The 26,822-nt window shown below is 31.4% G+C and carries 30 protein-coding genes, 7 tRNA genes, 1 pseudogene and 1 riboswitch; of the genes and pseudogenes, 34 read left to right on the forward strand and 4 right to left on the reverse strand.

Translation table 11 applies throughout. The features are described 5' to 3' along the window. The first annotated feature begins 3 nt into the window (after positions 1–3). From hprK to B5G32_RS05000, 7 genes are all read left to right on the forward strand, one after another. Positions 4–939 carry an HPr(Ser) kinase/phosphatase gene (gene hprK / locus B5G32_RS04970; protein ID WP_087244532.1) on the forward strand — a complete coding sequence of 312 codons (936 nt, stop codon included), beginning with the start codon at positions 4–6 and terminating at the stop codon, positions 937–939. After that, positions 936–1,745 carry a prolipoprotein diacylglyceryl transferase gene (gene lgt / locus B5G32_RS04975; protein WP_087244533.1) on the forward strand — a complete coding sequence of 270 codons (810 nt, stop codon included), beginning with the start codon at positions 936–938 and terminating at the stop codon, positions 1,743–1,745. Before hprK ends, lgt begins: the two co-directional genes overlap by 4 nt. A gap of 89 nt (positions 1,746–1,834) precedes the next feature. Next, a complete protein-coding gene (locus B5G32_RS04980) occupies positions 1,835–2,896 on the forward strand; it encodes a GTP pyrophosphokinase (protein ID WP_087244534.1) in 1,062 nt (353 codons plus the stop codon). Between the two features lie 91 nt (positions 2,897–2,987). Further along, positions 2,988–3,157, forward strand: a riboswitch (Lysine riboswitch). A gap of 64 nt (positions 3,158–3,221) precedes the next feature. Continuing rightward, positions 3,222–4,049 carry a transporter substrate-binding domain-containing protein gene (locus B5G32_RS04985; RefSeq protein ID WP_087244535.1) on the forward strand — a complete coding sequence of 276 codons (828 nt, stop codon included), beginning with the start codon at positions 3,222–3,224 and terminating at the stop codon, positions 4,047–4,049. A gap of 3 nt (positions 4,050–4,052) precedes the next feature. Further along, complete coding sequence (locus B5G32_RS04990; protein ID WP_087244536.1) at positions 4,053–4,775, forward strand: amino acid ABC transporter permease; 723 nt, start codon at positions 4,053–4,055, stop codon at positions 4,773–4,775. Positions 4,776–4,783: 8 nt separating this feature from the next. Next, complete coding sequence (locus tag B5G32_RS04995; protein ID WP_087303992.1) at positions 4,784–5,527, forward strand: amino acid ABC transporter ATP-binding protein; 744 nt, start codon at positions 4,784–4,786, stop codon at positions 5,525–5,527. A gap of 79 nt (positions 5,528–5,606) precedes the next feature. After that, positions 5,607–6,479 (forward strand): MerR family transcriptional regulator, encoded by an 873-nt coding sequence (locus B5G32_RS05000; protein ID WP_087936033.1) that lies wholly within the window; start codon positions 5,607–5,609, stop codon positions 6,477–6,479. 10 nt (positions 6,480–6,489) lie between these two features. On the opposite strand, the gene B5G32_RS05005 is transcribed toward B5G32_RS05000, so the two are convergent. Then, positions 6,490–6,828, reverse strand: coding sequence for a hypothetical protein (locus B5G32_RS05005; protein WP_087244540.1), 339 nt, complete (start codon positions 6,826–6,828; stop codon positions 6,490–6,492). A 102-nt stretch (positions 6,829–6,930) separates the two neighbouring features. Between B5G32_RS05005 and B5G32_RS05010 the strand changes: the two genes are divergently transcribed. From B5G32_RS05010 to B5G32_RS05110, 20 genes are all read left to right on the forward strand, one after another. Continuing rightward, a complete protein-coding gene (locus B5G32_RS05010) occupies positions 6,931–8,130 on the forward strand; it encodes an aminotransferase-like domain-containing protein (protein WP_087936034.1) in 1,200 nt (399 codons plus the stop codon). 47 nt (positions 8,131–8,177) lie between these two features. Continuing rightward, positions 8,178–8,519, forward strand: a complete 342-nt coding sequence (locus B5G32_RS05015; protein WP_087296717.1) for a tautomerase family protein — start codon at positions 8,178–8,180, stop codon at positions 8,517–8,519. Positions 8,520–8,602: 83 nt separating this feature from the next. Further along, positions 8,603–8,678: transfer RNA gene (locus B5G32_RS05020), tRNA-Asn, on the forward strand. A gap of 7 nt (positions 8,679–8,685) precedes the next feature. Then, positions 8,686–8,761, forward strand: a tRNA-Glu gene (locus tag B5G32_RS05025). A gap of 3 nt (positions 8,762–8,764) precedes the next feature. After that, a tRNA-Val gene (locus tag B5G32_RS05030) sits at positions 8,765–8,840 on the forward strand. A 9-nt stretch (positions 8,841–8,849) separates the two neighbouring features. Next, positions 8,850–8,925 (forward strand) — tRNA-Thr (locus B5G32_RS05035). Positions 8,926–8,932: 7 nt separating this feature from the next. Next, a tRNA-Lys gene (locus B5G32_RS05040) sits at positions 8,933–9,008 on the forward strand. A gap of 6 nt (positions 9,009–9,014) precedes the next feature. After that, positions 9,015–9,097 (forward strand) — tRNA-Leu (locus B5G32_RS05045). 5 nt (positions 9,098–9,102) lie between these two features. Continuing rightward, positions 9,103–9,176 (forward strand) — tRNA-Gly (locus B5G32_RS05050). A 140-nt stretch (positions 9,177–9,316) separates the two neighbouring features. Continuing rightward, positions 9,317–9,496, forward strand: a complete 180-nt coding sequence (locus B5G32_RS05055; RefSeq protein ID WP_087936035.1) for a hypothetical protein — start codon at positions 9,317–9,319, stop codon at positions 9,494–9,496. A 685-nt stretch (positions 9,497–10,181) separates the two neighbouring features. Beyond that, entirely contained in the window at positions 10,182–10,529 is a 348-nt protein-coding gene (locus B5G32_RS05065) for an ArsR/SmtB family transcription factor (protein ID WP_087303987.1), read from the forward strand. Between the two features lie 17 nt (positions 10,530–10,546). Further along, positions 10,547–10,765 carry a cation transporter gene (locus tag B5G32_RS05070; RefSeq protein ID WP_087244546.1) on the forward strand — a complete coding sequence of 73 codons (219 nt, stop codon included), beginning with the start codon at positions 10,547–10,549 and terminating at the stop codon, positions 10,763–10,765. Positions 10,766–10,847: 82 nt separating this feature from the next. After that, complete coding sequence (locus B5G32_RS05075; protein ID WP_087936037.1) at positions 10,848–12,722, forward strand: heavy metal translocating P-type ATPase; 1,875 nt, start codon at positions 10,848–10,850, stop codon at positions 12,720–12,722. 90 nt (positions 12,723–12,812) lie between these two features. Then, on the forward strand, positions 12,813–13,673 hold the full coding sequence (locus B5G32_RS05080; protein WP_087936047.1) for a YitT family protein: 861 nt from the start codon (positions 12,813–12,815) through the stop codon (positions 13,671–13,673). A 55-nt stretch (positions 13,674–13,728) separates the two neighbouring features. Further along, entirely contained in the window at positions 13,729–14,550 is an 822-nt protein-coding gene (locus B5G32_RS05085; RefSeq protein ID WP_087296764.1) for an Mrp/NBP35 family ATP-binding protein, read from the forward strand. A 185-nt stretch (positions 14,551–14,735) separates the two neighbouring features. Further along, positions 14,736–15,770: an NAD-dependent epimerase/dehydratase family protein gene (locus B5G32_RS05090; protein ID WP_158093975.1), complete on the forward strand. Its 1,035-nt coding sequence runs from the start codon at positions 14,736–14,738 to the stop codon at positions 15,768–15,770. Between the two features lie 118 nt (positions 15,771–15,888). After that, a complete protein-coding gene (locus tag B5G32_RS05095; RefSeq protein ID WP_087936039.1) occupies positions 15,889–17,259 on the forward strand; it encodes a UbiA family prenyltransferase in 1,371 nt (456 codons plus the stop codon). Next, on the forward strand, positions 17,256–17,762 hold the full coding sequence (locus B5G32_RS05100) for a LytTR family DNA-binding domain-containing protein (protein ID WP_087246102.1): 507 nt from the start codon (positions 17,256–17,258) through the stop codon (positions 17,760–17,762). The genes B5G32_RS05095 and B5G32_RS05100 overlap by 4 nt, the downstream gene beginning before the upstream one ends. Next, the gene (locus tag B5G32_RS05105; RefSeq protein ID WP_087936040.1) at positions 17,759–18,115 is read left to right on the forward strand and encodes a hypothetical protein; all 357 of its coding nucleotides are present in this window, start codon (positions 17,759–17,761) and stop codon (positions 18,113–18,115) included. The genes B5G32_RS05100 and B5G32_RS05105 overlap by 4 nt, the downstream gene beginning before the upstream one ends. 96 nt (positions 18,116–18,211) lie before the next feature. After that, positions 18,212–19,171, forward strand: coding sequence for a Gfo/Idh/MocA family protein (locus B5G32_RS05110; protein ID WP_087936041.1), 960 nt, complete (start codon positions 18,212–18,214; stop codon positions 19,169–19,171). Between the two features lie 87 nt (positions 19,172–19,258). On the opposite strand, the gene B5G32_RS05115 is transcribed toward B5G32_RS05110, so the two are convergent. After that, positions 19,259–19,705, reverse strand: coding sequence for an S-ribosylhomocysteine lyase (locus tag B5G32_RS05115; RefSeq protein WP_087936042.1), 447 nt, complete (start codon positions 19,703–19,705; stop codon positions 19,259–19,261). A gap of 177 nt (positions 19,706–19,882) precedes the next feature. On the opposite strand from B5G32_RS05115, the gene nrdD reads away from it, so the two are divergent. The 4 genes from nrdD to B5G32_RS05135 all read left to right on the forward strand — a co-directional run bounded on the left by nrdD (position 19,883) and on the right by B5G32_RS05135 (position 22,508). Then, on the forward strand, positions 19,883–20,119 hold the full coding sequence (nrdD, locus tag B5G32_RS05120) for an anaerobic ribonucleoside-triphosphate reductase (protein WP_422879803.1): 237 nt from the start codon (positions 19,883–19,885) through the stop codon (positions 20,117–20,119). A gap of 94 nt (positions 20,120–20,213) precedes the next feature. After that, a complete protein-coding gene (locus tag B5G32_RS05125) occupies positions 20,214–21,467 on the forward strand; it encodes a Y-family DNA polymerase (protein WP_087246118.1) in 1,254 nt (417 codons plus the stop codon). Continuing rightward, positions 21,457–21,771, forward strand: coding sequence for a YolD-like family protein (locus B5G32_RS05130; RefSeq protein ID WP_087246116.1), 315 nt, complete (start codon positions 21,457–21,459; stop codon positions 21,769–21,771). The genes B5G32_RS05125 and B5G32_RS05130 overlap by 11 nt, the downstream gene beginning before the upstream one ends. 32 nt (positions 21,772–21,803) lie before the next feature. Further along, positions 21,804–22,508, forward strand: coding sequence for an endonuclease/exonuclease/phosphatase family protein (locus B5G32_RS05135; protein WP_087936043.1), 705 nt, complete (start codon positions 21,804–21,806; stop codon positions 22,506–22,508). Positions 22,509–22,740: 232 nt separating this feature from the next. On the opposite strand, the gene B5G32_RS13790 is transcribed toward B5G32_RS05135, so the two are convergent. Further along, the gene (locus B5G32_RS13790) at positions 22,741–22,908 is read right to left on the reverse strand and encodes a hypothetical protein (protein ID WP_158093976.1); all 168 of its coding nucleotides are present in this window, start codon (positions 22,906–22,908) and stop codon (positions 22,741–22,743) included. A 409-nt stretch (positions 22,909–23,317) separates the two neighbouring features. Then, positions 23,318–23,713 (reverse strand): ATP-binding protein, encoded by a 396-nt coding sequence (locus B5G32_RS05140; RefSeq protein ID WP_087936044.1) that lies wholly within the window; start codon positions 23,711–23,713, stop codon positions 23,318–23,320. A 37-nt stretch (positions 23,714–23,750) separates the two neighbouring features. On the opposite strand from B5G32_RS05140, the pseudogene B5G32_RS05145 reads away from it, so the two are divergent. From B5G32_RS05145 to istA, 3 genes and pseudogenes are all read left to right on the forward strand, one after another. After that, positions 23,751–24,143, forward strand: a pseudogene (locus tag B5G32_RS05145) (ATP-binding protein); the annotation flags it as partial. A 657-nt stretch (positions 24,144–24,800) separates the two neighbouring features. Further along, positions 24,801–24,977 (forward strand): hypothetical protein, encoded by a 177-nt coding sequence (locus B5G32_RS13795; RefSeq protein ID WP_158093977.1) that lies wholly within the window; start codon positions 24,801–24,803, stop codon positions 24,975–24,977. Positions 24,978–25,368: 391 nt separating this feature from the next. Beyond that, positions 25,369–26,822 (forward strand): IS21 family transposase (gene istA, locus B5G32_RS05155; protein ID WP_087936045.1); only part of this gene is annotated, 1,454 nt, incomplete at its 3' end.

Here is a 26,822-nt window from a genome sequence, read left to right on the forward strand (position 1 = left end):
TACATGGGAAAGTCAGTGAAAATCAAAGATTTATTGAAACCAGCTTTATTTCATCAGATATCAGGTGATGAATCAGCTTTGGAAAGAGAAGTCTTTGTGCCAGAAATGAATCGACCAGGATTTGAATTGGCAGGATTTTTTAAACATACAGATTTTAGAAGAATTATATTATTTGGAGAAAAAGAAATTTCTTTCGTTAAAGAAATGAGCAAAGAATCACAACTTGCATGTTTTTCTAAATTAGCCAATGATGAAACACCTTGTATTATTATTGCGAAAGGATATTCATGTCCAGAAATTTTGAAAAATATTGCAATCAAGAGAAATTTTCCAATTTTTGAAACAACACAGGCCACAGGTCGTGTTTCTATAGATTTAACTGGAACACTTGATGAAGCTTTAGCAGCAGAAACATTGATGCATGGAGTCTTTTTAAATATTTATGGTAAAGGTGTTGTGATTCGTGGTGATAGTGGTATTGGAAAATCAGAGATTGCTTTAGAGTTAATTAAACGTGGGCATTTTTTGATTGCTGATGATGCTATTGAACTTTATCATATTGGTCAGGGAATTGTAGGTCGTGCTCCTGAAGTTTTACGCAATTTATTAGAAATCAGAGGTATTGGGGTTATTGATGTTTCTAAGATGTTTGGGGTCGCCTCAGTATTACCAAAAGATCATGTTGATTTAATTATTCAGTTGGAACGTTGGCTTCCATCACGTGAATATACAAGAATTGGTATGGAAGAAGATGACGTTATGGAAGAAATCTTGGGTATCCAAATTCCTAAGATTGTCGTGCCTGTGACTGGTGGAAGAAGTATGTCTGCTATTATAGAAGCAGCTGTGATGAATATGCAACTTAAAGATTCTGGATTTGATTCAAGCAAGGAATTTGTCAATCGTATTCTTGACAATATTAAGAGTAAATCATCATGACATTCTTTGAAGATTTTTCAACTTTTGTCACTATTGGACCAATCCATATTCAGTGGTATGCGGTTTGTATTCTCACAGGTGCATGTATTGCATATTTTTTAGGGCAATACCGTTTTAAACAATTAGGGTATTCTAAAGATATTTTATCCGATTATTTCTTTGCAGTCTTATTGATTGGTATTGTCGGTGCTAGAATCTGGTATGTTATTTTTACCTTTGATGAAATGTATGCTTCTCAACCATTAGAGATTTTTGCTATTTGGCATGGCGGTTTAGCTATTCAAGGTGGAATCTTTGCAGGACTGATTTATAGTTATTATTTCTTTAAAAAGCATGATATTCCATTATTACTGGCTGGTGATGCCATTATGCCTGGCGTATTGATTGCCCAGGCGCTTGGAAGATGGGGAAACTTTTTCAATCATGAAGCATATGGAGGAGAAGTTAGCTTATCATTTTTACAGTCTTTGCATCTTCCACAATTCATTATTGATAATATGTATATGAATGGGGTATATCATCATCCTACATTTTTATATGAATCAATGGGAAATATAATGGCTTTTTTGCTTATTGTGTTTGTGATTAGAAGATTTCAAAAACACCAGGGTGTTCAATTCTTTAGTTATTTCCTATTCTATGGTTTAGTGCGTTTCCCAGTTGAAGGATTACGTACAGATAGTCTTATGTTTGGACCAATTCGTATGGCTCAATTGATTTCAATTGCTTTTATTATAGCTGGTCTTATTGGAATCATTTATGTTCATTTAAAAGGAAAAGAAGTCCATTACATTGATATGAGTTAAATGTGGTATATAGCCACATTTTTTTCTTATGTGTTTTGTTCATGAATATTTCATATAAGGAGCGTATAATGAAAATATGAGGTGATTTTATGCATAACTCTGCAAAGAAAATTATTAAACAATATCATGATAATCAGGACGTTTATCGTTCTTTGAAACATGATATTGAAGATATTTTTACACGTATTATTGATACCCATCATTTTCGTATTTCTAATATGGCGATTAGGATTAAAAGCGAAGGCGCATTAATGAAAAAAATCACATATAAGAATAAATATACGGACATTCGTCAAATTACAGATGTTGTGGCTTGTCGTATTATTACTTTATTTGAAAATGATGTTGATCGTATTTATGATTGTGTAAAAGAAAATTTTGATATTGTAGAATATAATGATAAAAGAAAGAAAAATTATGATGATCGTATTGACTTTGGTTATAATTCTTTGCATCTGTTAATTAAATTTAATGATGAAAGATGTCAATTGATTGAGTATTCTGCGTATAAAGATATTATTTTTGAATTACAGATTCGTACGACATTACAACATTCATGGGCAGAAATAGAACATGGGCTAGGATACAAATCACAGTATGAAATTCCTAAGGATATTCGTAGACGATTAACACGTCTTTCAGCATCATTAGAATTGTTAGATGAAGAATTTGTACAGATTGCAAGAGAAGTCGATGAATATAATAAGGGTATTGTGCATATTGAAAAAGTTTTAAAAACAGATATCAATGCCAATTCATTGGCACAATATGTCAATACATCACCACGCATTAATAATATTTTAGAAAAATTGCATACAGAATTTCAATTTCAGTTTGAAAGAGATTCAGAACTGATTTCACAATCTCGACTGGTTCAAAGATTCCATTATATGGGATATACGTATATTAATGAATTGGATGATTTTGTAGAAAATCATATGAAAGAGATTGAATGGATTTCACGTGAACGTATTGAAAACAATAAAGAAAATCAAAAGATTAATATTTATAATGTTTTGGTTTGGATTTCACTTGTTATGTTAGCAAATGAAGGATCAGCAGATCCAGAAGATATCTTTACCAAAGAAAGTATTGAACGATTACAGACGTTAAAAGGAATTATTGAAGAAAAACAGATGACTGTATCTTAAAAAAATCAGCAGGAATTCATATTTTTTTGTGAAAAAATGTGAAAAAAGTTGACAAGACATGAAAAAGAGTATAGCATAAAGAACGTAAAATAAAAGAATTAGAGGCAGCAGTGTATCAGAGTACCATTTGGAGTTGGCAAACGAAGAAGAATGGGAAAGGTAATCATTGCCGAAAGATAGATATTGGCAAATCTCTATCTTGGGGTTATGGGAAATACTCATAACACTCCTTCATGAAAATGAAGAGGCGCTATTAATATGGTCATTAAAGTCGTGTTAATAGCACGGCTTTTATTTTATGTGTATATAGAAAGAGAGGGTTTATATGAAAAAATTAGGAAAAGTTTTAGTGGCTATGGCTATGGCAATGACTTTATTTGGATGTGGTGGTGGTGAACAGGCATCAGCCAATAAAGATCAGTTTGTTGTGGGAATGGAATGTTCTTATGCACCATTTAACTGGCAGACAAGTCAGGAAAGTGATACAACAGTATCATTAGGTAATGCTGGATATGCAGATGGATATGATGTACAGATTGCCAAAAGAATTGCGGATGATTTAGGAAAAGAACTTGTGATTAAGAAAATATCATGGGATGGATTAACAGTGGCTTTGGAATCTGGTGAAATTGATGCCATTATTGCTGGAATGACAGCGAATGAAACAAGAGAAGAAGGTATTGATTTTACAACACCATATTACGATAGCGAAGGTATGATTATGATTGTACGTAAAGATGGTGAAGAAGCAAAGTTTACAGATATCCAACAATTCAGTGGTAAAAATGTTGTTGGGCAAAAAGGAACAAACTATGATGATGTTATTGATCAGATCAAAGGTGTTCATCATGCTACAGCAAAAGCCACTTATCCTGAAATGGTTGTTGCTTTACAACAGGGAGATGTTGATGGAATCACTGCAGAAATGGCTGTTGCTGAAGGTGTTGTTGCAGCCAATAAAGATTTAACAATTGTACATTTTGATGAAGGAAAAGGTTTTGAATGTGATACAACAGTATCTATTGGTTTAAAAGAAGGAACAAGAGATAGTGAATTCTTTAAACAGGTACAGGCATCTTTAGATAAGATTACGGTAGATGAAAGAAAACAACTGATGACTGAAGCTGTTGATAGACAGCCAGCAGGAGAATAATTTATGAGTATTGATTTTGCAAAAGCATGGGAAATATTTGTTGAAAATATGTCTCTGTTCAGTTACGGTATTCAAATTACTTTATTATATGCTGTTGTAGGAACTGTTTGTGGTTTTCTTATAGGGTTAGTTGTAGGTGGTATAAGAGCTATTGAAATCAATGATTATGATTCATCAGTCAGTCGTCTATTCAAACGCTTAGGAAAATGGATTACAGGTTTTTATATCTGGGTATTTAGAGGAACACCTATGATGGTACAGGCTATGTTTTTATATTATTTATTAAAGCCTGCTTTCAATTGGACTCCTTTAGTTGCTGGATTGTTTATTATCTCTATTAATACAGGAGCATATATGGCTGAAATCATTCGTGCAGGTATTCAATCTGTTGATGCAGGACAGAGTGAAGCTGCAAAGAGTTTAGGAATGACAACAAGCCAGACACTTATATCAGTGATTTTTCCACAAGCTATTAAAAATACATTTCCATCAATTGGGAACCAGTTGATTGTTAATATCAAAGACAGTTCTATGCTGAATGTTATTTCTGTAACAGAATTATATTTTCAGACGACATCTGTGGCAGGATCAAATATGAAATATATTGAATGTTTCTTGGTTGCTGCAATCATTTATTTATTTTTAACAACAATCAGTACCTTTATTTTAAATTATATCGAAAAAAGATTGAATTCTGAAAAACAAAGCAAGGACTTTTGCAGTTAGGAGATATTATGGATACAATTATTCAAGTACAACATTTAAAAAAGAGATTTAAGCAATTAGAAGTTTTGCATGATATCAATTTTGATATACATAAAGGTGAAGTTGTGACAATTATTGGTTCAAGTGGAAGTGGAAAATCAACATTATTACGTTGTATTAACTTATTAGAAAGATTAGATGATGGACATATTTTATATCATGATCAGGATATTTTAGATCGTCACTTCAATGTGAATCAATATCGTTCTAAAGTTGGTATGGTGTTTCAGGGATTTAATCTATTCAACAATTTAACAGTATTAGAAAACTGTATGATTGGACAAATCAAGGTTTTAAAAAGAAATAAAGAAGAAGCAAAACAAATGGCTTTCAAATATTTAGAAAAAGTGGGTATGAGTGCTTTTGCAAATAAAAGCAGTGTACAATTATCAGGTGGGCAAAAACAAAGGGTTGCTATCGCAAGAGCGTTATGTATGAGTCCTGAAGTTTTGCTTTTTGATGAACCAACAAGTGCATTGGATCCAGAAATGGTTGGCGATGTTTTGAATATTATGAAAGAACTCGCTGATGAAGGTTTGACAATGATTGTTGTCACTCATGAAATGGAATTTGCGAAAGATGTATCAACACGTGTTGTTTTCATGGATCAGGGTGTGATTGCAGAAGAAGGGACACCTGAACAAATCTTCGAACATCCTCAAGAAGAACGTACACGAACATTTTTAAAACGTTATTTAAAAGCAAATGGATAAAGTATCAGAAATGATACTTTTTTTGTTGACATTGACCTAAGGGGATAGTTTATGATGAAAATGGGAGATGAAATGAGATATGAAAATACAGGAAGTTTGCAGTCAATGTCATGTGACAAAAAAAGCCATTTATTATTATGAAAAACAACAGTTACTTCATGTTTATAAAAATCAAAATGGATATCGTGAGTTCAGTGACGAAGATGTTCAAAGATTAAACGAAATTATGTTGTATCGTAGCTGGTCTATCTCTATTGCAGATATCCGTTATTTACTAGATTTAGATATTGATAAGAAAAAAGAATATCTTCAACAGATTTATAAACAAAGACAAAAAGAACTTTCTTATCAACAAGAAAGTTTAAAACAGTTATATCATTTTATTGAAAGTGACAATACAGATGACTCTTTTTCATTGGATGATATATGTCAAATCATGTCTGACAATATTCCTCAGCCATTCTTTGATATGTTCTATGAGCATTTTCTACCTTATCTTCATATTCATATTCGTACACAAAAACAACAGAATGCTTATGATCGTATTATTGATTTTTGGGATCATTTTCATATCAAAATTCCATGGACGTATCGCTTTTTGATGTGGATTTCTAAAACAAATCAAAAGCAGCTCAAACAAGTATGGCATGATGTCAATGTATATAAAAATCAATTGATGAATCAAGAAGATGCATATGAATCTATTAAGCAAATGGTTATCAAAAACTATGAGTTACAACAAAAATGGTGGTATCGTATACTGAGTTATCCAAATCGTCAGATGAAGATCAGATTAAGAGATAGTGGGTATTATGATATTTTGATACCAGCCATGTGTGAACTATCAGATGAGTATCATCAATATTATCAACAACTCATGGATTTCAATCAAAGAGTTTGTCAGGAACTTCATCTTTATTATGATTCTAAGTTTCGGTTAATAAAAAAATAAAGCCGAAACTTTATTTTTTTATAAGACCATCTGCAAATGTAAGAGGTAATCCAAAAACAATACCTGTATTTGGATTATCAATGCCACCAACTGATTCATCAACTGTTTTTCTGACTAAATCTACCTGACCATCTTCTACGATAAAAAAGATAGTGCGGCTTTCAGGGCGGGGATTTTCTAAGAACAAACGTAATGATCCTAAAAGATAGCTTTCATCAGAATCATCTATTGTCTTTATCATACCAGTAGATTCAATGATTGTTCCACCACGTACCCCAGCTCTTTTTAAGTTTGCAAGCAAATCATCTAAACAGTCAAGTTTATTTAAAACAACGACAATAACTTGCATTTCTATCACCACCTATATCTATTATATCGCTAGTTGAGATAAATATCTAGTTATTCTCATGAAATTGGTTTATAATAAACAATAAGATAAGGGGGTTTTATGATGGAATATCAATTTGCAAAACGTATGTCAAATGTAAAGGCATCTGCAATTAGAGAAATATTAAAGGCAACATCTGATCCAAAGATGATTAGTTTTGCTGGAGGAAATCCATCAGCAGAAGCATTTCCAGTTGAAGAAATTGAAAAAATATCTGCAGATATATTGACTAATGAGCCTATTAGTGTTTTACAGTATGGAATTACTGAAGGAGATCAGGAATTGATTCAGGCAGCGACACACTTTTTTAATCGTCATGAACAGGTTATGAAAGCTGATGATCAAATGATAATTACTTCTGGATCACAACAGATTATGGAATTTGTGGCTAAAATATTATGTAATGAAGGTGACGTTGTGATTTGTGAAAATCCTAGTTTTTTAGGAGCTTTAAATGCTTTTAAATCATTAGGTGCTGTTTTAAGAGGTATTGAATATAAAAATGGACAATTAGATTTAGAGTCTTTAAAACAGGCTTTACAAATGGAGCCAAAACCAAAATTTATGTATCTGATACCTAATTTTCAAAATCCAACAGGAATGACAATGTCATTGGAAGTCAGAAAAGAAATTTTAAAATTAGCTAAAGACAATGGTGTTCTTATTTTAGAAGATAATCCTTATGGAGATTTAAGATTTGAAGGTGAAGCTATTCCTTCTATAAAATCATTGGATGAAGATGGATTGGTTATTTATGCAGCAAGTCTTTCTAAAATTATTGCGCCTGGAATGCGTGTGGCTTGTTGTATAGCACCAAAAGCGATTATTCAAAAAATGACAGTTGCCAAACAGGCCAGTGATGTTCATTCTAATCTTTGGGCTCAAAAAGTTATGGCACGATATCTTCAAAATTATGATATGGATGCACATATTGAACGTATTCGAATGATTTATAAACAAAAATGTCACTTAATGCTTGATGAAATGAAAAAACATTTTCATCCGGATGTTCAATATACAATACCAACAGGTGGAATGTTTATCTGGGTGACATTGCCTGAAAGTGTTGATATGTTGACATTTGTGAAAAAAGCTTTGGAAAAGAATGTGGCAGTTGTACCAGGAAATGCATTCTTAGATGATGATACGAAAGAATGTCATAGTTTTAGAATGAATTATTCAACACCAACCAATGAAAAGATCAAAGAAGGAGTTAAGATTTTAGGTGAAATAACATATGAAATGTTATCTATTTCGTCATAATTTTTAAAGCTGTTTATATATAATGGATAAATGGGAGGAAAAATAGTATGCCGTATATAACATTTACAACAACAAAAACATTAACATTAAATCAAGAAAAAGCATTAAAAGAAAGTGCTGGTCAATTAATTTCTATTTTACCTAATAAAAAAGAAGAAAACTTAATGATTCATATTGAAGATAATCAAGTCATGTATTTTAGAGGACAGGAAATGGAATGTATGAAAATATCTTGTCAGCTTTTTCATACAACAGATTATCAATATAAAAAAGAGTTTGCTGAAAAACTGTTGAAAGAAGTTGAACGTATTACCAAAATACCTGTGGAACAGCAATATCTTTCTATTGAAGAATTTGAAAATTGGGGTAAAAATGGAGAATATTTATAGAAGTCAAAATGACTTCTATTTTTTTTAAAAAAAGACTTGCATTACATGAAATGATATGATAATATATTTAGGCAATCGAAAATGCTTGAATAGCTCAGTTGGTAGAGCAATCGGCTGTTAACCGATCGGTCGTAGGTTCGAGTCCTACTTCAAGCGCCATTTTTGAGGCCTGTTGGAGAAACGGTTAACTCACATGCCTTTCACGCATGCATTCACGGGTTCGAATCCCGTACAGGTCACCATATGGAGGTTTAGCTCAGTTGGGAGAGCATCTGCCTTACAAGCAGAGGGTCAGCGGTTCGAGCCCGTTAACCTCCACCATTTTTTTATGCCGGCTTAGCTCAATTGGTAGAGCAACTGACTTGTAATCAGTAGGTTGAGGGTTCAAGTCCTTTAGCCGGCACCATGTTTTTGACCCGCTAGCTCAGTAGGTAGAGCATCTGACTTTTAATCAGAGGGTCAGGCGTTCGAGTCGCCTGCGGGTCACCATTTTATGCGGATGTGGTGAAACTGGCAGACACGCTAGACTTAGGATCTAGTGCTTCGGCGTGCAGGTTCAAGTCCTGTCATCCGCACCAGACAAGCGGGTGTAGTTCAATGGTAGAACTTCAGCCTTCCAAGCTGACTACGTGGGTTCGATTCCCATCACCCGCTCCATTTTATTAATAGAGTAAAAAAATGTAGAGTATATCAACTAAATATCTATTTTGGCAAACTCAATAACAGTGGTTCGGCTATAAGCTATGTTGTAATCAACATAGTTTTTTTGTGCCTAAATTCAAAAGGAGGATTGATATATGGATGTTTCAGTAAAAAATTTGAAGTTAAAAAGAAGCGATACTATTGAAATGTTAAAAAAGAATCTGAAAAGGTATATGTTATTAAAACAATTTCCATTAAATTATTTGGATAGACTCCAGTCTTATAGTAGTTCACTTATAAAAGTTTCTGATAATTCGTCTTATCATTCTAATTAAAACAACTTAAGATGTTAAGAGAACTCAAAAATAAAATAGAATGCAAAATATATATTGGAATCTTTTTATAATGGATCTTATTTTGCTTATAATGCTATTAGATAAAAAGATTGTTTGGAAAAGGGCGTAAAAATGATTCACTGATTAGTAGCACATTTATGAAAAGACGTTTCTTATTTTTGAACGATTCATAGTATTCAGCAATAAAGAAGTCAAGATATTAACAAGTCTCTATCTTTGACTTCTTTTATGTTTCATATTTATAGTTTTTTGAAAAATGAGATTCTTTATGAAGAATGGGAAACGAAATGAAGAAATAACATGATTTGTGTTATTGTTTGCTTTCTTTAGGGTAATTGATAATGATGATAAATATGAAAATGATACTAATGAGTTTTAAACCAACTGATAGACCTAATAGAAAACCATGAATAAAAGATGGTAAAGTAACAAAAGAAACAATCCAAGATATGATTTCTCCTATTATTAAACATATGAGCCCGGTTTTTAATTTTTTTAGCATAAAACTTCACTCCATTCTTAATATTTTATCTACTATGATACTAACAGAAAGAGAAGAATCAAATCTATCAAATTTATGTAAAGTTTTTATTGACAAAGAAGAATAATAGTAATATATTTATATATGAAGAAATGTTCATATGTTCATTGAAAGGATGATGTTATGGGATTGAATCAAGAAAATTTAGAAGTTCATGAAGATATTGTCAAGCGAGTTCAAGATAAACAGCCGGATGATGAATATTTATATGAATTAGCTGATTTATTTAAAGTTTTTGGGGATACAACACGTATCAAGATTCTCTATGCATTGTTTGAAAGTGAATTATGTGTAGGAGATATCGCATTAGTTTTAGGAATGAGTCAATCAGCAGTGAGTCATCAGTTGAGAGTTCTCAAAGATAGTAAATTGATTAAATTCAGACGTGAAGGAAAGGTTATTTTTTACTCATTAGATGATGATCATGTTAGAACAATCATGTCTATGGGTATGGAACATGTAGAAGAATAAGAAAGGGGAAAAAGAAGATGAAAAAGACATATAAAGTTGATGTAGATTGTGCAAACTGTGCAGCTAAAATGGAAGAAGCTGTTAAAAAAACAGAAGGTGTGAAAGATGCAACTTTAAGTTTTATGACTTTAAAACTAAAAGTTGAATTTGAAGATGGAGTTAATATTGATGAAGTCATGCAAAAAGCTTATAAGAATTGTAAAGTCGTAGAAGATGACTGTGAAATTTATTTATAGAATAAATTCCCTTAAAAAGGGATATTTATTTAGATGATATATGAATGAGTGAACATATATTAAAATGAATAGGAGTGTTATGATGAATAAAAAACAAAAGAAAGTTCTTTATAGAATTCTGTTATCTTTAGGATTCATGATTGGAATCATGATTTTAACTTCATATGTTTCTGTGAATTTATATGTAGAAGTGGTACTTTATCTAATACCTTATCTGATTATTGGGTATGATATTTTAAGAAAAGCGATAAAAGGTATATTAAAAAGACAGGTTTTTGATGAAAACTTTTTGATGGCTGTTGCGACTGTAGGCGCTATGTGTTTAGGTGAATTCCGTGAAGGTGTCGCTGTCATGCTGTTTTATCAGATTGGCGAATTGTTCCAAAGTGTTGCAGTCGGTAAAAGTCGTCGTAATATTGCCGCATTAATGGATATTCGTCCCGATTATGCTAATATGATGATAGATGGTAAGCTTCAAAAAGTTGATCCAGATGATGTCGAAATAGGTAGTGAAATCATTGTCAATCCTGGTGAAAAAGTGCCTATTGATGGTATTATTGTTGAAGGGAATACAACATTTAATACGAGTGCTTTGACAGGGGAAAGTGTGCCAAGAGATGCACATTGCGGCGATGAAGTCATCAGTGGTTTTATTAATATGACTGGTGAAATTAAAGTGAAAACAACAAAGGAATTTGGTGAATCAACAGTTTCTAAAATTCTTGATTTGGTAGAAAATTCAAGTATGAAAAAGTCACGTTCAGAAAACTTTATTACTAAGTTTGCCAGATACTATACACCAGCAGTTTGTTATAGTGCATTGGCATTAGCGATAATTCCACCTGTTGTTTTGATGTTGATGGGGAAAGATGCCTCATGGGCTGATTGGATTATTCGTGCGTTAACATTCCTCGTTATCAGTTGTCCATGTGCTTTGGTTATTTCTATACCACTCAGTTTCTTTGGTGGCATTGGTTGTGCTTCAACAAAAGGAATTTTGGTGAAGGGTTCAAATTATCTCGAAGCTCTTGCCAGTGCCAAATATATTGTTTTTGACAAAACGGGAACACTGACAAAAGGGGTTTTTGAAGTAACGCATATTGATCCAACTGATAATTATGATCAGCAACAGTTATTGTATTATGCAGCTCATGTGGAAATGGCTTCAAGTCATCCAATCAGTTTAAGTTTACAAAAGGCTTATGGACAATCATTGGATAGAGATGCTGTGCATAATATTGAAGAAATTGCTGGACATGGTATTCGTGGAACTGTTCATGGACATGATGTTTATGCTGGTAATGAAAAACTGATGAATAAGATAGGTGTAGATATTACGGAAAAACATCCTGAAGGAACAGTTGTGTATATGGCCATAGATAATCAATATGCAGGATGTATTGTGATTTCTGATGTGATTAAAGAAACCTCAAAAGCAGCGATTCAGTCTTTAAAATCACAAGGAATCAAAGAAACGATTATGTTAACGGGAGATACAAAACAGACTGCGACAAAGGTTGCTGAAGAGATTGGTATTGATCGTGTTTATAGTGAACTTTTACCAGCTGATAAGGTTGAAAAAGTTGAAGAAATACTACAAAACAAAGGTGAAAAAGAAAAAGTAGCTTTTGTTGGTGATGGTATTAATGATGCGCCAGTTTTATCACGTGTTGATATTGGGATTGCGATGGGCGCTTTAGGTAGTGATGCAGCGATTGAAGCAGCTGATATTGTGTTGATGGATGATGATCCGGCTAAGATTTCATTGGCTATGAAAATTTCATTAAAAACATTAAGAATTGTCAAAGAAAATATTGTGTTTGCTTTAGCTGTTAAATTTATCTGTTTAATTTTAGGAGCATTTGGTATAGCGAATATGTGGCTTGCTATCTTTGCGGATGTTGGTGTGATGGTCATTGCTGTCATTAATGCGACGAGAGCTTTACGAATTCGATAAAAATGGAAGATAACAGAAAGTCCATCTGTTATCTTTTTTTTTAGATTTTGAAGTGATATAATAGTGTCTTGTGAAGAAAGGGTGTATGTGATGAATTATAAATTCATAAGAAATATTATAGGAATTCTTATTGGAAATACGATATATGCTTTAGCTGTTTTATTATTTATTGTTCCTAATGGATTGATTACAGGTGGATCAACAGGATTATCCATTGGTGCACAGCATTTATTAGGAATTCCTATGACTTTATTTTTATCTATTTTTAATATTTTGATATTTTTACTTGGGTTACTGATTTTAGGTAAAACTTTTGCCTTAACAACATTAATTAGTACTTTTTATTATCCATTGATTTTAAGTGTTTTTGAAAAAACAATAGGTTATACCCAAATGACAACTGATCCATTACTCGCTGCATTGCTTGGTGGAGTGATGATTGGTGTAGCGATTGGACTTGTTATTAAATGTAATGCTTCCACAGGGGGAATGGATATTCCACCATTGATTATTAATAAAAAGACAGGAATACCGGTATCCGTTTCTATGTATGCTTTTGATTTCTTGATTTTATTAATGCAGGTCTTTTATACCGATCGAGAAATGGTTCTTTATGGTATTGTTTTGGTGGCGACATATACCATTGTTTTAGACAAAGTTCTGGTCGTTGGAAAAGCACAGACAGAAGTGATGATTGTGTCTAAGGAATATGAACAAATTAATGATATGATTATTCATGAACTTGATCGCGGAACAACGATGTTAAAATCTATTTCAGGTTATATGAAAAATGAATATCCTGTGATTATGACAGTCATTTCTAACCGTGAATTACCGAAATTAAATTATCTGGTTTTAAATATTGATGAACATGCTTTTATGGTTGTCAGCAAGGTGAACGAAGTGAAAGGAAGAGGATTTACCTTTAAAAAGGAATATATTGAGTCATAATAGTGAAAAAGAAAGACAGATAGGTTATAATAGAAAGGAATGTGGAGGTTATATTATGAGTAGTCAAGACTGTAATCATGATTGTCAATCATGTCAGGAAGATTGTGAAGAAAGAAGTTTTTTAGCTCCAATGAATAAAAATTCAAAAATACATAAAGTGATTGGAATTGTCAGTGGTAAAGGTGGTGTAGGAAAATCATCTATTACGTCTTTGTTGGCTGTTTTAAAACAGCGTGAAGGATATCGCTGTGCCGTATTAGATGGTGATATTACAGGACCATCAATTGCGAAAACATTTGGTGTTGAAGGTACACAGATTTATTCTAATGGAGAAGAAATTATTCCAGCTAAATCTTTAGAAGGTATTGAAATCATGTCAACGAATCTTTTATTAGAAAATGCAGAAGAACCTGTTGTATGGAGAGGACCTATTTTAGCAGGTATGATTAAACAATTCTGGAGTGATGTCAGATGGGGCGAAGTGGATTATATGTTCGTAGATATGCCTCCAGGAACTGGAGATGTCCCTTTGACAATTTTCCAATCTTTACCTCTAGATGGTATTGTGATTGTGACAAGTCCACAGGAACTTGTCAGCATGATTGTTTCTAAAGCTGTTAATATGGCAAAGAAAATGAATGTTCCTATTTTAGGTATTGTGGAAAATATGAGTTATGTGCAATGTCCTGATTGTGGAAAGAAGATTTTTGTCTTTGGAAAAAGTCATCTACAAGATGTGGCAGATAAATATGATTTAAAGATATTGGGGCAATTACCTTTAGATAGTGAATTAACACAACTTTCTGATATGGGAATGATTGAAAACTATTCATCTGATTGGTTAGATGAATTTGAAGAAAAAGTGAAAAACTTTTAAAAAAGGTCTATAACATGTCATAAACTGATTTTTGATGTTTATTGAGGTTATTAGACCTCTTTTTGATAAAAAGAAGATGGGATAAAAGTCAGAGAATATGATGAATCATAGAATTTTAAAAAGGATTTTCAAGGATTCATTTTATTGATATAATAAAATTATCAAAATAAATGGAGATGAATAAGATGATACTTACAAAGAAACCTTTAAAAGTTTTATTAATTGGTGGAACAGGTACAATATCTCTGCCTATATGTGAAGCATTAAGTCAAAATCAGGATATTGAATTATACGTTATGAATCGTGGACATAAGTCTTTACCTGAACATGCTCATCAGATAATCTGTGATTTTCATGATACTGCAAAAATGGAAGAAATTTTAAAAGATTATTCTTTTGATATTGTTTGTAACTTCATTATCTATAAGCCAGAAGAAGCTATTAAACAAATTCAGTTATTTAAAGGAAAGATTCAACAATATATCTTTATATCTACAGTTGTGACTTATAATCATGAAACAGCTGTGATGATTCATGAATCACATGAACAAAATAATATCTATTCTGAATATGGAAGAGAGAAAACAAAATGTGAACAAATCTTTATGAAAGCTTATGAAGAATTTGGTTTTCCTATTACGATTGTTCGTCCTTCACAAACTTATGGATATGATCGTATTCCTTTAAGTGCCAAAGGAAAAAGCTGTTGGAGTGTGGTTGATCGTATTTTAAATGATAAGCCAGTCATTGTTCATGGTGATGGTAAGAGCACATGGCATTGTACTCATAATCAGGATTTTGCTTATAATTTTATTCAACTGATCAATAATGAAAAGACAATTGGTCAGGCTTATCATAATATTAATCCTGTTGTGGTGAACTGGGATATGATTTATCGTGATTTATATGCATTATTAAACAAAGAACCAAAAATCATTCATATTGCCAGTGATACATTAGCACTCTCTCAAACTTATGATATTGAATCATCAATTCTAGGAGATAAGCAATATTCATGTCTGTTTGATATGTCAAAAATTCAAAGAGATATTCCTGATTTTCAAAATCATATTATGATTCAGGAAGGGTTGAAGATGTATCTTGACTATATGGAACAGTATCCAGAAAAGAAAGTTAAAGATGAAACATTTGATCAATGGTGTGATCAGGTGATTGATTCTTATCAAAAATTTATTCAAGAAATCAAGGGTCATTTTTAGGGATTAACGCAATCCCTTTTTTATTTGGCAACTGAGATATGTTTTTGGCTATGTGAGAGAATATTTAACCTTTTTTTCATGCAATCATGTATAATCATAATTGAAAGAGGTGAGTAGGATGGGAATCGGTATCATAGCTTTAGGTCTCTGGTTGCTTCTAGGTATTTCGTTTTCAATCAATAGCATAGCACTTTTTCCAGATGCTTTATCAATGATGATTATTATGGTGGGAATTATCATTGTTTTTAGAAGAGTGAAATCAAGAGAACTGTTGATATCTTTAGGATTATGGATAGTCAGTTTTGTAATGGAACTGTTTCAATTGTATTTTTTCAACCAGTGGATTTGGTTACTAGCATTGGCATTTGTCTATATAGGGATTGATCATATAGCTGTTGATTATCCTGCTTTAAAAAAATATAGATATAGCTATCGTATATATTTGACAGTTTATGTGATCACTTTATTGTTGGGTGAATTGATTTTGAAAACAAATGAAGAATCGTTTATGCCCATAGTTATCTTTTTCATGGTTGTTTTAGAAATAGTTTTGATTATGGTTTTATATCATATGGTCAAAATCAATCATTTTTTAGAAGAAGATTATATCCAAATCCATGTTCAATCTTTATCCTATTCATTTCATCAAAAAGCAATCATTATTGTTCTTTCTTTAGTGAGTCTTTTAGGTATTGTTTATATGAAAGATGGCTTTTCAAAACAGATCCAACAGGAAGTTTTATATGAAGAATCATACTATTTAAAAGTGAACGAAGAAGATTATAAAATCTTGCCTTTTGGTTATCGAAAAGAACAACAGAGCACACTGTTTTTGGGAAGAGAAAGTGTATCCTATACACCGATTGAAATCTATATTCGTCAGGATTTATTCAAAGACTTAAGTCAAGTTGAATATCAGATTTTGAATTATGATCAGGTCATTGTCTCTTCATCAGGACCGTTTCAGACTGTTGAATATGAAGAAGGAGAAACGACACCATTTACAGGTTATGTAGGTGTTCATGTTCAAGATGATCGTTATAGTGAGATTCAAAATATTCAAGATTATACAGATGCCTTTAATTTTGTATTAAAACTTTATAATCAAAATGGCGAGTGTTATTATCAGCAGATGTCGACTTTAGAACAAGTTTCATCTCATAGTTATCGTTATGAAGATGAAAATATCTGTATGGAAAACCTGAAATATGATATGAATGTTATCACTGATCCACCACCACAGATAACATTAAAACAAAATCAAGATCAGATAACAGATATCCTGTTTTATACAGTCAATGAAAATCAAGAAGAAAACTTGATTCTGATGTATACTAATGCTCTTGATCAAAATCGTTATGAACGTTTCTTCAATAAACGTTTTATTCATCAGCCGTTAGATCATTTATCAAAACTAAAAATAAAATATCGAGATGAAAATAATCAGGTTATTGATTCTTACATCTGTGAATTGGAGGAAGTCCTATGAAAATCATATGTGCACCCGATCATCTTGATACTTTAAAATCTATGCTAAGAGAATATCAGCAGTTAGATATTGTCATTGTAGAAAAAGGTTTTGATTATGAAGGTATGTGTTATTACTTTTCTATGGAACATATAGAAGATTTGATTTTATATTTACAGAGTTTGCATCAAAAATATGTTCTCTGTTATGCTGATGAAAAACAATACAAACTTTTACCTCAACAGATTGATTTTATTGAAGGTTATTCTAAGGAAGCTTTTGTCCATAGTGAACATCTTCAATATCAGATCTATCAGAAGCTTTATGAATTAGAGGAAAAACTGAAACCTTATGGTTTTGTGAGAATTAATAAATCAACTTTGGTCAATATTCATAAGATAGAAAGTATTATACCAGAGGTTCAAAGAAGATATATTCTGACTTTAAAAAGTCAAAAAAAGCTGTTATTGACACGTTATTATGTAAAGGATTTTATGGAAGCGTTAAGGAGGGATACTTTATGAAAGAGAGAATAGGCATTCATTATGGCATCAGCTTTATTTATCTGGTTATTATAAGAAATCTCTTAGGACAGGGATATCTTTATACAAACTATTCCTCTGCTTTTCAAAAGAGCCTGATTTATTGTCTAATTTTATCAGCCTGCTTAACGATTTTGTTAGAAGCCTGGCAAATGTTTAAAGAAGTTTATATACATCGTTTTAAGATTCAAAAAGTCATGGCTTTTCTATGTCTTGTTGCCATCATGTTAGTGGCTTATTTACAATCTTTATATTATAGTGCTATTATACTGTTTCTTCTCTTTTATATATGTCGAGATGGTTGGCGCTATTATCAAATGAATAAATCATTATAAGCATGTAGAATCTCCTTGAATCAGTTTTATTCTTGTATAAATTATATCCAAAATAGATAGGGAAGGTGTATAATGAATGTATGGAGGTAAGGCTATATGATTCAATGGGGAATATTGGGAATAGGAAATATTGCCAAACGTTTTATAAAAAGTTTAGAAAAGAGTACAAATGGTCAATTATATGCAGCTGCTTCTTATACAGAAAGCAAATGTGAGGAATTTTTAAAAGAACATCCGGATGTTAAGGTTTATCATGATTATGAAGATTTATTAAATGATGAAAATGTAGATGCTGTGTATTTGGCAATGAGGCATATTGATCATTATCGTTGGGCTAAAAAAGCTTTACAACATCATAAAGCTGTTCTTTGCGAAAAACCAGCGACACTTTATAAATGGCAAATGGAAGATTTAAAACAGGAAGCAATCAAGAATCAAACATTTTTTATGGAAGCCATGAAAACACGTTTTATTCCTTTGATTCAAGATATTAAGGATTGTTTAGAGAATAAAGAAATTGGTGAAATCTTAAGTGTTGAAACATGCTTTTGTTATGACAGGGATTATTTAGAAGGACATTATTTGTTTGATCAAGAACAAGGAGGTATTCTCAATGATGTTGGCAGCTATAATGTGGCCAGCACTTTGGATTATATACACTCTCCAGTTGCTACAATTGATTCTCTGGTACAATTTCGTTATGGTGTTGATAGTCATGAAAAGGTGACAATCACTTTTGAAAGTGGAAAAAAAGCTTTGATGGAAATGGCTTTTGATGAAAAGAAAGATCCTATCTTAGAAATCAGAGGAACCAAAGGAACAATTTTAGCACAGCCTTTTTATCGTCCTATACAGGCTACAATTATTGATGACACTGGAACAGCACATCAGATTGAAAAACCTTATATCAATGATGATTTCTTTGGTGAAATAGAAGAAGTTCATCGCTGTTTACAAGCAAAACTCATAGAAAGTCCACGTATGAGTTTACAAGATTCTATTGATTGTATTGATATGATTGAAAAAATACGACAGAGTTTTCAAAAAGATGCTTAAAAAGTATGTTATTTTGATAATGATGTTAGGATATCAAATAAAAGAATCTAAAAGAATGATGTTTATTCTTTTAGATTCTTTGTGTTTTTAAAGATAATGATATTCATGTTCCCATGAACTGTTTATAAAAAAGAGAGCAGCTTGTTTCGCTTTGGTTAAATCCATATAAGTATAATTTCCACATTCTTCTTTTTTGGCACCAGGTATGTCCTGATCCCAACTCGCAATCTGTTCAAAAGTTGTTCTGACTAATGTTTTAACTGTTTCAAAATCTAAATCCTTTGTAATGAGATAAAACCCAGTCATACAACCCATAGGACCAAAATAAATAATCTTATCTTTATAGATACCATTTCTTAAAAGTGTTGCCCCTATATGTTCAATTGTATGAGCAGCTTTAGGATCTAAAGGCTCATCAACATTAGGCTCGCACATTCTGATATCATAAGTTGTCAGATGATCATCCATTCTTGAAATATAGACACCCTTTTTTAATTGAGTATGGTCAACACTAAAACTTGTAATTCTTTTCATATATTCATACCTCACTTTTTCATTCTTATTGTATAATAGTTTCTTTGATTTTTTCAAGGATGAAACATTCATTTCATTTGTTTTTTAGAATTTTATTTTCTATAATAAAATAAAGAGAAGGTGATGTGTATGAAAGAAGTTATTGATCATGTTGATGTTGAAGTTTTGAATGGTGAAATGAGTGAAGATGAAATTAAGGAATATATCCAATATGTCAAACAGAAATATCCTCATGAAACTTTAACATCCCTAACATTAACAGTAGATGGAGAATTTGTTGATCTTCACTATTGTTTACAGCCAGAACCTATTCAAAGAATTCGACGTATTACAGGTTATTTGGTAGGAACATTGGATCGCTTTAATGATGCCAAAAGAGCCGAGGAACATGATCGTGTGAAACATCAAGTTTAAAAAATGGAAAATATTGTATAGAGAAGTTGCGTAAAATACATTGATTATGCAACTTTTATTTTGTATAATAACTTTGTCAGGTGGTGAGTTGTGTATGAGATATTATTTATGCATTGATTTTAAAACCTTTTATGCTTCGGTAGAATGTGTAGAAAGAGGGCTAGATCCTTACAAAGTCAATCTTGTTGTTGCGGATATTTCAAGAGGAAAGAGTACAATCTGTTTAGCTGTTTCTCCACATATGAAAGAGTTAGGAGTGAAAAACAGATGCCGTTTATTTGAAATACCTAAGCATATTCATTATATTGTAGCTAAACCAAGGATGAAACTTTATATGGAATATTCAGCTAATATTTATGGCTTGTATTTAAAATATTTAAGTCAGGAAGATATTTATGTGTATTCTATTGATGAGGCTTTTTTAGATGTCACAGAATATCTGAATTTCTATCATAAAAACGCTCAAGAAATAGCGCAGATGATTATAGATGATGTTTATAGAACAACGGGAATTCCAGCTACATGTGGTATTGGTACGAATCTTTATTTAGCTAAAGTGGCTTTAGATATTACCGCCAAGCATGTCAAAAGTCATATGGCTTATTTGGATGAACAAATATATCAAAAGACATTATGGGAACATACGCCACTCACAGATTTTTGGCAAGTGGGCAGAGGAATCGCCAAGCGTTTATATAAATTAGGCATTGTCAATATGAAAGGAATAGCACATTGTCCTGAAGATATCTTGTATAAAGAGTTTGGTGTGAATGCACGTTTTTTAATTCGTCATGCTTGGGGCAAAGAACCTGTAACTATTCAACAAATTAAAAATTATCAGCCACAGCATCGTTCTATATCCAATGGACAGGTTCTATTTGGAGAATATCGTGATCAGGATGCTTTACTGGTTTTAAAAGAAATGGTGGAGGATAATGTTTTAACACTGGTTGAACAGGGACTTGTGACCAATCATATTTCTTTACATATTAGATATGTTGATGCTTCACTTCCGTCTACGGGTGGTAGTCGTAAAATTTCTGTTGTGACAAATTCTTATCGTCTGTTGGTTAAGGAGTTTATTGACTTATTTGAGTCTACAACATTTAAAAGTCAAAAGATTAGAAAGATTTCTATTGGTTTTGGTCAAGTTATTGATGAAAGATATGAAGCCTATGATTTGTTTACTGACTATGAAGAAGTACTGAAAGAAAGACAGTTACAACAATCTATTATTCAAATTAAAAATAAGTATGGAAAGAATGCTGTTTTGAAAGCGATGAATGTTTTAGATAAAGCCACTGCAAAACAGCGACATCAGTTAATAGGAGGACATAATGCAGAATAAAAATCATGATGATGCAGTAGAATTTCAACCATTTGATTCTTTACGTGGATTTAGAGAATATCTTCATGAAAAAGAAAGACAACCTGTTTATAAAAAAGAATTAATGGAGGATGAATGTGAAAGACTGAATCGTTTATTTCAACAGCTTCAAAAAGGTATGTCTGTGAAAATTGTTTATTATACACACCAGCAATATCAGACATTACAAGGAATGATTACAAAAATAGATGCAGAATATCATAAAGTCTTATTTATTGATGATCAAAGAATTGAATTTTATGATATTAGAGATATTTCTTTTTAATTTATTGTATAATGATATTAGGGTGATAAAATATGAAAATAATAACATTAAATATGAATATGTTTCGATATCTGATAGATGGAAGTCTCAATGAGTTTTTAAAAGAGTATCAGGCAGATGTTGTGATTTTACAGGAAGTAAGATCATCTTTGGCTGATGAGGTTACATGTTATACACATAAGATATCACCTAATTTATATCAGGAAATTGAAAATATTAAAAAAACAATTTATTTAACAGTTGCTCTTTGTAAGGACGATACATGGCAAAAAGTGAATATAGATCATTTTCATTATAATAATCGTTTTGTGAAAATAAAAAATGATGATTGGTCTATATTTGGTCTGCATTTGCCTTTACAAGATGATATAGATTCTTTATTGTCAATCATTCAAGAAAGTGACTGTGATATTATATGTGGTGATTTTAATGCGCATAGAAAATATTCACAGATTAAAAATTGGAAAGTGATAGACAATTTAATAAATGACAAAGGATATTCTGATTTATGGGAAAAAGGTTTAAAAGAAGAAAAAGCTTATTATATTGATTATAAAGGTGAAAAGAAAAAGGCACATCAAGGTGACTTCTATAGAACATTTGTAGGCAATACACATATAGATTATGTATTAGCAAAAGCAGATATTCATTTGATAGATATCATTATTGATATGAGAACATTAGCTTTTACAGATCATTGTGCTATGATTCTCAATTGTAAGAAAGATAAATCTTGAAATAAATGAGAATATGAGAGGATTGATGTGTGAATAGTATTTTTATGTCATAGTTATATGAAATATGTTTTATAATAAATGAAAATAAAGTTATAAATATTTCTGGATATGAAAGCACAATAAAAGTATATCTCTATTTATATAAAGATATACTTTTTATGTTGTTTTGATTATTGGAATTTATAGTTTATGTGATATGAATTATGTTTTGATAACATATAAAATATCATGATTAATCAAGGTCTTTTCTATGAAAATAATACATAGCGGCTACAATAACAGCTGTTGAAAATAAAATGGCATTGGCTATTTCATTTCCAGGAATAAAAGTGATGAGAAGTTTCCCTAACATGAATATAAAAAAGCATAGACCAAATACAATGTAATGATGTTCTTTCATCTTTATCACCTCAATCTTAAATAAAGCATATATAATTTTCACCAATAAATCAATAGTTAAAATAGAAGTTTATATAAAATTAATTTTAACTTAACTATATTAGAAAGATGGGAATAGCATGGCTATAGTATAATCATAGTTGATAAACTGAATTTTTTAGAGGTGAAAAGATATTGATGAAGTCAAAAAGAATGGTGATATTTGTTTTTATAACAGTATCTATAATACTTGTATTTATGATGATTATGCAAAATATATCATTGAATAATGAAATACAAATGATTATTCGCATGTAAAAGCACTGGTAGTCGCAGACATCTGCACCACCTCAATCGCATAAAGTGCACCACTTATATTTATACACAATTATAGTCAATCATGTCCAAACATGATTGACCTTTTTAAAAAATTATTTTTTGATTCTAAAGTTTTCATTACCCATATACACATCTATTCTATTATGAATGATTCTATCAAGCAATGCCTCTGTTAATGTCGATTTATGCAATTTATCATACCAGTCTCCTGATGGATACTGACTGCAGAAAATTGTTGAACATTTATCATGTCTTACCTCCATAAGCTCAGATATAAACTGTTTTTCTTTATCAGTCATTTCATACATTAACCATTCATCTAATACAAGCAGATCGTATTTTGCGTATTTCTTAACTACTTGTGATAGACTTTTACCCATATTCCTCAGTTCATTATACTTTTCTAATAGCTCAGGCATTCTAATGTAAAATATTTTATATTTTTGTTTTGCCGCTTCATTTGCTAATGCACATGAGAGCCATGTTATTCCCTAATGTAAAGCTTTACATTAGGGAAAGACATATTACATTTCGGCATTAGGAAATGAAGCATGTAAAAAGGCAATAAATGTAAAATATATAAGATTGCCTGATTTATTGTATGATTTAGATCAAGCAAGAGCTAAAGAAAATTATAAAAAGAAATTAAGAGCACTATCAAGGATAGAATTACTCATTATTGATGAATTTCTATTAACACCGACGACTTCAGAACAGCAATCAGATATCTTAGAATTATTAGAATTGAGATATAATACTCATTCAACAATATTTGCTTCACAATTTATTCCACAAGGATGGCATGAAAACTTAGGAAGCAGTGCAATAGCAGATGCAATATTAGATAGAATAACAGCAAATTCATATTTCATTCATATTAAAGGAAGTAAATCAATGAGGGTAAGAGAATTTGAATAAAAAATAAGGGAAGAATGTTCAAAAAATACTAAAGAACAAACTTCCTTTTTTTGATGAAGATATAGTGTCGTCAATTTGATTAACACACTGTCGTCACTGTATTAACACGGTGTCGTCAAAGAGGTGAAATATTCAAATAAAGGTTGATTTTAATAATTTTATATATTTTATTAGAAATTATATTGCTTATTCTAATTTTTGTTATAATAAAAATACTTTACACTAGAAAAGAAAATAGATTTTTTCTAGTATCATAAATGCACTATTGTCATTGTGGGTTCTTTTGTTGGTTATAGAGTCTTTTGTATGTAATCAAACAGGTTGTCTTGAAAATTGGATAATTTTACATTGATTGCTATATATACTTGTACACAATTGGAGGCTATCATATTATTTGCTATCTATTGGTTTGTAATATGTGTCAAAAGGAAATAAATTGTTAACGTATATTTTAGAACTTATTGAATACCTTTGATCCTTTTGAAGACAAAAATTTCTCATAAATTATATAAAAAATAGTAACAATAGCTCATTGTTGAGTATATGTTACTATTTTTATTTCTTATAAGTAATATAGAATTGATATCATTTGAGAGTCTTGTGATTTCCTGGACATCTGCTATAATACTATGTATGCAATGAATGAGGGGGGATATATTGAAAATTCAAGAAGTATTATTATTTATATTCTATTTAGTGTTAATTTTTTATGTTATTGCTCTTGGTTTGAATTATATAGTGCCAAAAGATGTTATTACGCTTTTACAAATGAATATGGCATTGACAATTACTTCATTTTTAGGTCTTGTTTTTATTATTTTTACAAAGAAATAAAGATTTTAAATTTACATATGGTGCAAGTGATGAGAATTGAACTCATTCAATCAGTTTGAAAGTTTGAGGTTTTATCATTGAACTACAGCTGCATACTCTATAGCTATTGATAAAAGTATATCAATGTATAAAGGTTAATAAAAAATACTGTGTTTAAGCCGTTTTAAAAGTATATCTCGGTATCATTTTTTATACTGAGGTGAATATTTCGGTGCAACAGAGCCATGCTGATCACTGTTGAGAGCCACCCTGTCCGTTTTTCGGAGCCACCTATTTCGCTATGAGAGCCACTTGATAATAAAATTAAATAATCGAAAACACCTTCTATAAGTTGTAATATTAATTTGTAGATATTTTTATCTACCTTGCAAACTTATAGGAGGTGTTTTTTATGCAAGAAATCAAAAGAATTTTAGAAAGGAGATTTAAAGGCGAAAGCCAAAGATCGATTGCTTCCTCGTTACATTTGTCACGCAATACTGTTAGTAAAGTGTTTAAAGCTGCCGATCAGACTGGGTTGAGCTGGGTTCAGTTTCAAACAATGGATGATAGCTCTCTTGATGAACTTTTGTTCCCTGAAAAAAAGTATGTTCCTGTTCAACAGATACCAGATTTTGAATATGTCCATAAGGAACTTTTAAAACCTGGTACAACTCTTAAAGGATTATGGGAAGAATATGTTATGTCATGTACCGATGCAAAACTTCCCTATTATCATCGCACTCAATTCAATAAGCTGTACAATGACTATGTTAAGAAGCATAAATTGACCATGCACATTAATCATAAACCTGGTGATAGAGTCATGGTGGACTGGTGTGGCAGCACCATGAATGTATATGATCGATTAACAGGTGAAGTCACAAAAGCATATCTTTTTGTTGCAACTTTACCATTCAGTATGTATACATATGTTTATGCGTGTAAAAGTATGAAACAGGAGGAATGGATTCAATGTCATATTCAAATGTATAATTATTTTGATGGTGTGACTAGGCTTTTAGTACCTGATAATTTAAAAACAGGTGTGACTCATCATAAAAAGTATGAAGACCCTGTGATCAATAAAGTATATCAGGAAATGGCAGATTATTATGATACATCTATTGTACCTGCAAGAGTAAAAAAGCCTAAAGACAAGGCTGCGGTCGAAGGAACTGTTGGTAATGTCACCAATTATATTATAGGCAGATTACGCAACAGAAAATTCTTCAGCTTTTATTCTCTTAATAAGGCGATTTCCATAGAACTGGATAAATTTAACAACAACCCGTTCCAAAAAAGACAAGGATCACGCAAGAGTGTATATGAAGAGGAAGAAAAAGAATTCATGATGCCTTTACCACCTGAACCATTTGAACTGAGCGAATGGAAAATGGCAACAGTCCAGATGAACTATCACATTCAGGTTAATAAGATGAACTACTCTGTTCCTTATGAGTATGTTGGTAAGAGAGTCGAAGTCAGACAGACAAATAGCATTGTCGAGATTTATTATAAAGGAACACGCATATGCAGTCATGCAAGACTTCATGGTCGTGCCAATCAATATTCAACCAACAATGATCATATGCCCGAAAACCATAAGCTATTTGAATGGAATAAAGAAAGATTTGAAAAATGGGCAAAAGGGATTGGAAAAAACACTTACGAAGTCATTCATAGACTTATCAGTAGATATAAGGTTGAGGAGCAGTCTTATAAAAGTTGTATATCATTACTGAAACTTTCAGATAAATACAGTGCGGAAAGGTTGGAAAATGCATGTCAGTTGGCGCTTGAACACATTACACAACCTTCATTTAAAAATATTAGATTGATTTTAGAATCTGGTCAAGATATAGA

The sequence above is a fragment of the Massilimicrobiota sp. An80 genome, assembly GCF_002159255.1.
GTDB classification, from domain to species: Bacteria; Bacillota_I; Bacilli_A; order Erysipelotrichales; family Coprobacillaceae; genus Allocoprobacillus; species Allocoprobacillus merdigallinarum.

What these genes read in the sequence shown, in the direction of transcription:
- hprK (WP_087244532.1), top strand. Translation starts at nt 4, where the DNA reads ATGGGAAAGTCAGTGAAAATCAAAGATTTATTGAAACCAGCTTTATTT.
- lgt (WP_087244533.1), top strand. Translation starts at nt 936, where the DNA reads ATGACATTCTTTGAAGATTTTTCAACTTTTGTCACTATTGGACCAATC.
- B5G32_RS04980 (WP_087244534.1), top strand. Translation starts at nt 1,835, where the DNA reads ATGCATAACTCTGCAAAGAAAATTATTAAACAATATCATGATAATCAG.
- B5G32_RS04985 (WP_087244535.1), top strand. Translation starts at nt 3,222, where the DNA reads ATGAAAAAATTAGGAAAAGTTTTAGTGGCTATGGCTATGGCAATGACT.
- B5G32_RS04990 (WP_087244536.1), top strand. Translation starts at nt 4,053, where the DNA reads ATGAGTATTGATTTTGCAAAAGCATGGGAAATATTTGTTGAAAATATG.
- B5G32_RS04995 (WP_087303992.1), top strand. Translation starts at nt 4,784, where the DNA reads ATGGATACAATTATTCAAGTACAACATTTAAAAAAGAGATTTAAGCAA.
- B5G32_RS05000 (WP_087936033.1), top strand. Translation starts at nt 5,607, where the DNA reads ATGAAAATACAGGAAGTTTGCAGTCAATGTCATGTGACAAAAAAAGCC.
- B5G32_RS05005 (WP_087244540.1), bottom strand. Translation starts at nt 6,828, where the DNA reads ATGCAAGTTATTGTCGTTGTTTTAAATAAACTTGACTGTTTAGATGAT.
- B5G32_RS05010 (WP_087936034.1), top strand. Translation starts at nt 6,931, where the DNA reads ATGGAATATCAATTTGCAAAACGTATGTCAAATGTAAAGGCATCTGCA.
- B5G32_RS05015 (WP_087296717.1), top strand. Translation starts at nt 8,178, where the DNA reads ATGCCGTATATAACATTTACAACAACAAAAACATTAACATTAAATCAA.
- B5G32_RS05055 (WP_087936035.1), top strand. Translation starts at nt 9,317, where the DNA reads ATGGATGTTTCAGTAAAAAATTTGAAGTTAAAAAGAAGCGATACTATT.
- B5G32_RS05065 (WP_087303987.1), top strand. Translation starts at nt 10,182, where the DNA reads ATGGGATTGAATCAAGAAAATTTAGAAGTTCATGAAGATATTGTCAAG.
- B5G32_RS05070 (WP_087244546.1), top strand. Translation starts at nt 10,547, where the DNA reads ATGAAAAAGACATATAAAGTTGATGTAGATTGTGCAAACTGTGCAGCT.
- B5G32_RS05075 (WP_087936037.1), top strand. Translation starts at nt 10,848, where the DNA reads ATGAATAAAAAACAAAAGAAAGTTCTTTATAGAATTCTGTTATCTTTA.
- B5G32_RS05080 (WP_087936047.1), top strand. Translation starts at nt 12,813, where the DNA reads ATGAATTATAAATTCATAAGAAATATTATAGGAATTCTTATTGGAAAT.
- B5G32_RS05085 (WP_087296764.1), top strand. Translation starts at nt 13,729, where the DNA reads ATGAGTAGTCAAGACTGTAATCATGATTGTCAATCATGTCAGGAAGAT.
- B5G32_RS05090 (WP_158093975.1), top strand. Translation starts at nt 14,736, where the DNA reads ATGATACTTACAAAGAAACCTTTAAAAGTTTTATTAATTGGTGGAACA.
- B5G32_RS05095 (WP_087936039.1), top strand. Translation starts at nt 15,889, where the DNA reads ATGGGAATCGGTATCATAGCTTTAGGTCTCTGGTTGCTTCTAGGTATT.
- B5G32_RS05100 (WP_087246102.1), top strand. Translation starts at nt 17,256, where the DNA reads ATGAAAATCATATGTGCACCCGATCATCTTGATACTTTAAAATCTATG.
- B5G32_RS05105 (WP_087936040.1), top strand. Translation starts at nt 17,759, where the DNA reads ATGAAAGAGAGAATAGGCATTCATTATGGCATCAGCTTTATTTATCTG.
- B5G32_RS05110 (WP_087936041.1), top strand. Translation starts at nt 18,212, where the DNA reads ATGATTCAATGGGGAATATTGGGAATAGGAAATATTGCCAAACGTTTT.
- B5G32_RS05115 (WP_087936042.1), bottom strand. Translation starts at nt 19,705, where the DNA reads ATGAAAAGAATTACAAGTTTTAGTGTTGACCATACTCAATTAAAAAAG.
- nrdD (WP_422879803.1), top strand. Translation starts at nt 19,883, where the DNA reads ATGAGTGAAGATGAAATTAAGGAATATATCCAATATGTCAAACAGAAA.
- B5G32_RS05125 (WP_087246118.1), top strand. Translation starts at nt 20,214, where the DNA reads ATGAGATATTATTTATGCATTGATTTTAAAACCTTTTATGCTTCGGTA.
- B5G32_RS05130 (WP_087246116.1), top strand. Translation starts at nt 21,457, where the DNA reads ATGCAGAATAAAAATCATGATGATGCAGTAGAATTTCAACCATTTGAT.
- B5G32_RS05135 (WP_087936043.1), top strand. Translation starts at nt 21,804, where the DNA reads ATGAAAATAATAACATTAAATATGAATATGTTTCGATATCTGATAGAT.
- B5G32_RS13790 (WP_158093976.1), bottom strand. Translation starts at nt 22,908, where the DNA reads ATGAAAGAACATCATTACATTGTATTTGGTCTATGCTTTTTTATATTC.